This window comes from Phytoactinopolyspora endophytica (assembly GCF_004138495.1).
In the GTDB taxonomy this organism is placed as follows: Bacteria; Actinomycetota; Actinomycetes; order Jiangellales; family Jiangellaceae; genus Phytoactinopolyspora; species Phytoactinopolyspora endophytica.
In genome coordinates this window covers 152192-157626 of the sequence record NZ_ML142859.1, presented here as the reverse complement: position 1 = coordinate 157626, position 5435 = coordinate 152192, and the positions used below count along the sequence as shown (strand labels likewise).

Below are 5435 nucleotides of genomic sequence, written 5' to 3'. Positions count from 1 at the left end.
CGTCGCCGCGGATTCCCACGATGCGCCGAACCTGCCATGAACAGGGCGTAAATATCCAGGTCACACGCCCTGAGAGTGGAGTATCCACGCAATTCATGCGCAAGCGGCTGTGTAGTGGCCCACCCCGGATTCACTCCGCACGCTCGGCGCTTCGCCGTTCCACCCAACCCAGTCACGCTCAGCTTCTCACCCACTCCGCGAACACGCTCGTCCCTCACGCGTTCACTCCGCACGCTCGGCGCTTCGCCGTTCCACCCAACCCAGTCACGCTCAGCTTCTCACTCACTCCGCGAACACGCTCGTCCCTCACGCGTTCACTCCGCACGCTCGGCGCTTCGCCGTTCCACTTCAGGCCCCAGCCGGAGCAGCATGAACCACATCAGCGCGAAGATGCCCCCGAGGATGAACATCGTCGGAATGACGAACCCGGTGCCGACCGCACCGACCTGCGCAGCGGTACCGATCACATAACCCGGCCGCCCGCGCCGCACCGTGGCTGCCCCGACGAAGCACAGCAGCGCCACCAGACCCGCCGACAGCCAGCCCGCGGTGGTGGGAATGTCCGAGAGATTGATCGCCACCGGGACCGCCAGCAGCACCACAATCATCTCGATACCGAGGATCGACGACGCTATCCGGTTCACGAGGACACTCCGAAGCTCGCCCGCGCATCACCGACAGTGACCACGGAGCCCGTGATCACCACGCCGTGCCCACCGATCGATCCGGCTCGCTCGGCCAGAGTCAGGCCGACGTCTATCGCCTCTGGCAGCGGCGATGCCTGATGTACCCGGTCCTCGCCGAAGACATCCACGGCCACCGGCACGACATCCTGCGGCGGCAGGCAGCGCGGCGAAGAGTTCACGGTCACCACCACCGACTCCACCACCGGCTCCAACGCCGACAGGATGCCCTCGACATCCTTCTCCGCCAGGATCGCGACGACGGCGACCATGGGCGTCGCCGCGAACTCCTCGGACAGCGCCCCGGCCAGGGCGGCCGCGCCGGCCTGGTTGTGGGCGGCGTCGACCAGCACCACCGGACCGCGGCGGAGCACCTCGAGCCTTCCGGGTGAGCTCACCCTGGAGAACGCGGCCTGCACCGCCTCCTGGGAGATTCCCTCGCTACCGCCGCCGACGAACGCCTCCACGGCGGCCAGCGCCAGCGCCGCGTTGTCCGCCTGGTGCGCACCGTGCAGCGGGAGCAGGATGTCGTCATACGGCCCTGCCAGCCCTTGCAGCTGCAGCATCTGCCCGCCGACGGCCATCTCCCGGTCCCGGACACCGAATTCCACGCCAGCGCGTGCCACGGTGGCGCCTACCTCGGCGACCCTGCGCAGCAGCGCCTCGGCCGCCGGCTGTGACTGAGCCGCCAGCAGCGCGAACGACCCCGGCTTGATGATTCCGGCTTTCTCAGCCGCGATGTCCTCTATCGAGTCACCGAGATACTCCATGTGGTCGTACGAGATCGGGGCGACGACGCTGACCTGGCCATCGGCGACGTTGGTCGCATCCCACGAGCCGCCCATGCCCACCTCCACGACGGCGACCTCCACCGGCGCATCGGCGAATGCCGCGTAGGCCATCGCGACCAGCACCTCGAAGAACGACAACGCGATGTCATGCTTGGCGTCGACGATGTCGAGGAACGGCGCCACCTCGGCATAGATCTCAGCGAACTTCTCCTCGCTGACCGGTGATCCATCTATGCCGATGCGTTCGGTGACCGACTGCAGATGCGGGCTGGTGAACCGTCCGGTGCGCAGGTTGAGCTCACGCAGCAGCTCCTCCACCATCCGCGCCGTCGACGTCTTGCCGTTCGTCCCGGCGATGTGGATCGTGGAGAACACCTGCTGCGGGTTGCCGAGGACGTCCACGAGATCGCGGATCCGCTCCAGCGACGGATCGAGCTTGGACTCGGGCCACCGCCCCCGCAGGGCGTCCTGGACAGCCTCGAACTCAGGAGTGCTCACAACTCACCAATCTCTCACACCGCCGTCAACGCGGCGCAAGGCGTTCCAGCTGAGCCTCCAGGCGGGCGATCTCGGACTCGGCGGCGATCTTACGGGCGCGGACCTTCTCGACCTCCGTCTCCGGAGCCTTCGCCAGGAACTGCTCGTTGCCGAGTTTGCGCTCCGACTGCTCGAGCGCCTTACGCTCCACGCCGAGATCCTTGGTCAGCCGCTTGCGCTCTGCCTCCACGTCGACCGCGCCGGACAGGTCCAGCTCGACCGTCACGTCGCCGACGGTGACCGACGCCGTCGACATGAATCCGTCGTCGGGAATGTTCAGCTTGGTCAACGACCGGATCTCGGCCTCGTGCCCGGCCAGGACGCCGGTCACGCCGTCGAGGCGCGCGGCCACCCGCTGCCCCGGCTTCAACCCTTGGTCGCTGCGGAACCGCCGGATCTCCGTGACCAGCCGCTGCAGCTCCACGACGCCCGACTCGGCAGCGGCATCCGTACGGGCTGTCTCCGCCGCCGGCCAGGGCGCGACAACCACGGACTCCGCGCCGGTCAATGTCGTCCAGAGCACCTCCGTCACAAACGGCGTCACAGGATGAAGCATCCGCAGCAGCCGGTCCAGCACGTGCCCCAGCACCAGCCGGGTACGCTCCGCGGCATCACCGCCGGTGTTCAACGGGGTCTTCGCGAGCTCCACGTACCAGTCGCAGAACTCGTCCCACGCGAAGTGGTAGAGCGCGTCACAGGCCTTCGCGAACTGGTAGTCCTCGTAGTACGCGTCCACCTCGGCCAGCGTCGTGTGCAGACGGGACAGGATCCACCGGTCCGGCATGGAAAGACTTGTCAGCCGGTCCGATTGTTCATTACCGGGTAGCTCACCGACCTTGGCACCGCTCATCAGCGCGAACCGGGTCGCGTTCCACAGCTTGTTGCAGAAGTTCCGCGAGGCCTGGACCCAGTCCTCCCCGATCGGTACATCGACACCGGGGTTCGCCCCCCGGGCCAGGGTGAACCGCAGCGCGTCCGAGCCGTAGGTGTCCATCCACTCCAGCGGGTCGACGGCGTTGCCGAACGACTTCGACATCTTCTTGCCATGCTGGTCGCGGACCATGCCGTGCAGGGCGATCGTGGAAAACGGAATCGCCCGCTCGGGGCCGTTGCCGGCGTTCGCGTACAGGCCGAACATCATCATCCGGGCGACCCAGAAGAACAGGATGTCGTATCCGGTCACCAGGACCTGGTTCGGATAGAACTTGGCCAGCGCGTCGGTGTCATCCGGCCACCCGAGCGTGGAGAACGGCCACAGCGCCGACGAGAACCAGGTGTCGAGGACGTCCTCGTCCTGGGTCCACCCCTCGCCGCTCGGCGGCTCGTCGTCGGGTCCCACGCAGACCACCTCACCGTCCGGCCCATACCAGACCGGGATGCGGTGCCCCCACCACAGCTGCCGCGAGATGCACCAGTCATGCATGTCGTCCACCCAGCCGAACCAGCGCGACTCCATCGATTTCGGGTGGATGGCCACCCGCTCGTCGCGCACCGCGTCCCCGGCCGCCTCGGCCAGCGGACCGACCCGGACCCACCACTGCAGAGACAGCCGCGGTTCGACGACGGTCTTGCACCGCGAGCAGTGTCCCACCGGACGCATATGCCGGCGCTCCTCGACGATGCGTCCCTGCTCGCGAAGCGCATCGACGATCGCCGGACGGGCCTCGAACCGATCGAGCCCTTGGAACGGACCGTGCGTGGTGATCGCGCCCTGCTCGTCCATGACAGTCATGTTCGGCAGGTTGTGGCGGCGGCCGATCTCGAAGTCGTTCGGGTCGTGCGCCGGTGTCACCTTGACCATCCCGCTACCGAACTCGGGATCGACGTGTGCGTCCGCGATGATCGGGATCTTGCGCCCGGTGAGCGGGAGCTCGACCTCGGTGCCGATCAGATGCTGGTACCGCTCGTCGTCGGGGTTGACGGCGACGGCGGTGTCGCCGAGCATCGTCTCCGGCCGCGTGGTGGCCACGATTACCTCGTCCCCGTACCGGATGGAGGTGAGCGTGCCCTCGTCGTCGCTGTGCTCCACCTCGATGTCGGAGAGCGCCGTGTGACAGCGCACGCACCAGTTGATGATCCGCTCGGCACGGTAGATGAGCTCGTCGTCGTACAGCCTCTTGAAGATGGTCTGGACCGCCCGGGACAGGCCGTCGTCCATGGTGAACCGTTCCCGGCTCCAGGCCACGCCGTCCCCGAGACGGCGCATCTGGCCGAGGATCATGCCACCGGAGCGTTCCTTCCACTCCCAGACCTTCTCGACGAACGCCTCGCGGCCCAGGTCATGCCTGGAGATGCCCTCCTTGGCCAGCTCGCGCTCGACCACGTTCTGGGTGGCGATGCCGGCGTGGTCCATGCCGGGCATCCACAGCGCCTCGTAGCCCTGCATGCGCCGGCGCCGCATGAGCGCGTCGATCAGGGTGTGCTCGAAGGCGTGGCCGAGATGCAGGCTGCCGGTGACGTTGGGCGGCGGGATGACGATGCAGAACGGGGGTTTGTCGCTGGTGTCGTCCGCCTCGAAGTAGCCGCGCTCCACCCACCGCTCGTATATCGGTGCTTCTACCGCCGCGGGATCGTAGGCGGTGGGCAGTGCCGCCTCGGACGGCGGACCGGCCCCGTTGTCCGGGCCGGTCGCGTCCTCCGAACCGCCCGAACCAATGGAGTCGTGCGTATGGATCGAATCAGCAGAGCGCGTGGGATCAGTCACGGCGCAAAAGTCTACGGACTCCCCACCCTTCTCTGCACCGCGATCCCACCCCAACCCCTAAATGATCACGCCAGCACACCCGCCCCAGTTCGCTGGATCTCAGATGAGCCCGATCTCCCGGGCTCGCACGCCGGCCTGAAATCGGGACTCGGCGCCCAGCGCTGCCATGAGCTCGGCGACCCGGCGGCGGTAGGTTCTCACGCCGAGTCCCAGGGCACGGGCGGCTGCCTCGTCCTTGACGCCCTGGCCGAGCAGGTCCAGCACCTGCGGCGCGATCTCCCGGATCTCGGCGGTCTGCGCGTCATAGGTGGCCAGGTCGGTGGCCGACCGCCAGACGGCTTCGAACAGCGAGGTCACGCCCTGGACCGTCTCGCGCTGGGTGATGAGGCTGTAGCTACGCTCACCAGCCTGCACATCGCCGGCCAGGATGACCAGCTTCCCGTCGAGGATGATCGTCTCATTCAACTCCTCGGTGGAGACGCGGACCTGTGCGCCGTGCCGGTCACGGGCTACCGCTATCCGCTGTGCCCATGCCGGGTCGAGCAGCATGCCGGTGCGGTAGACCTTACGGATGCGCAGGTCGGTGCGGCGCTGCCGCGTGTCCACGGCGGCCGGGTGGTCCGGACTGCGCGTCCACGTCCAGGTGGCGAGGTTGTTGGCGACGCACGTGATGTCGGTCGCGTTCGCGAACAGGTGCGCGGTGCGGCGGAACACCTCATG

General features: G+C 67.5%; 4 protein-coding genes. All 4 read right to left on the bottom strand.

The features are described from left to right. Positions 1 to 314: 314 nt before the first annotated feature. Positions 315 to 644, bottom strand: a complete 330-nt coding sequence (locus ELR45_RS20855; protein WP_129668066.1) for a DUF4233 domain-containing protein — start codon at positions 642 to 644, stop codon at positions 315 to 317. After that, on the bottom strand, positions 641 to 1972 hold the full coding sequence (locus tag ELR45_RS20850; protein WP_129668065.1) for a bifunctional folylpolyglutamate synthase/dihydrofolate synthase: 1332 nt from the start codon (positions 1970 to 1972) through the stop codon (positions 641 to 643). The genes ELR45_RS20855 and ELR45_RS20850 overlap by 4 nt, the downstream gene beginning before the upstream one ends. Positions 1973 to 1997: 25 nt before the next feature. Then, positions 1998 to 4598, bottom strand: coding sequence for a valine--tRNA ligase (locus tag ELR45_RS20845; RefSeq protein WP_205856986.1), 2601 nt, complete (start codon positions 4596 to 4598; stop codon positions 1998 to 2000). Positions 4599 to 4814: 216 nt separating this feature from the next. Further along, the coding region (locus ELR45_RS20840) for a helix-turn-helix transcriptional regulator (RefSeq protein ID WP_165367972.1) at positions 4815 to 5435 on the bottom strand (621 nt) is incomplete at its 5' end.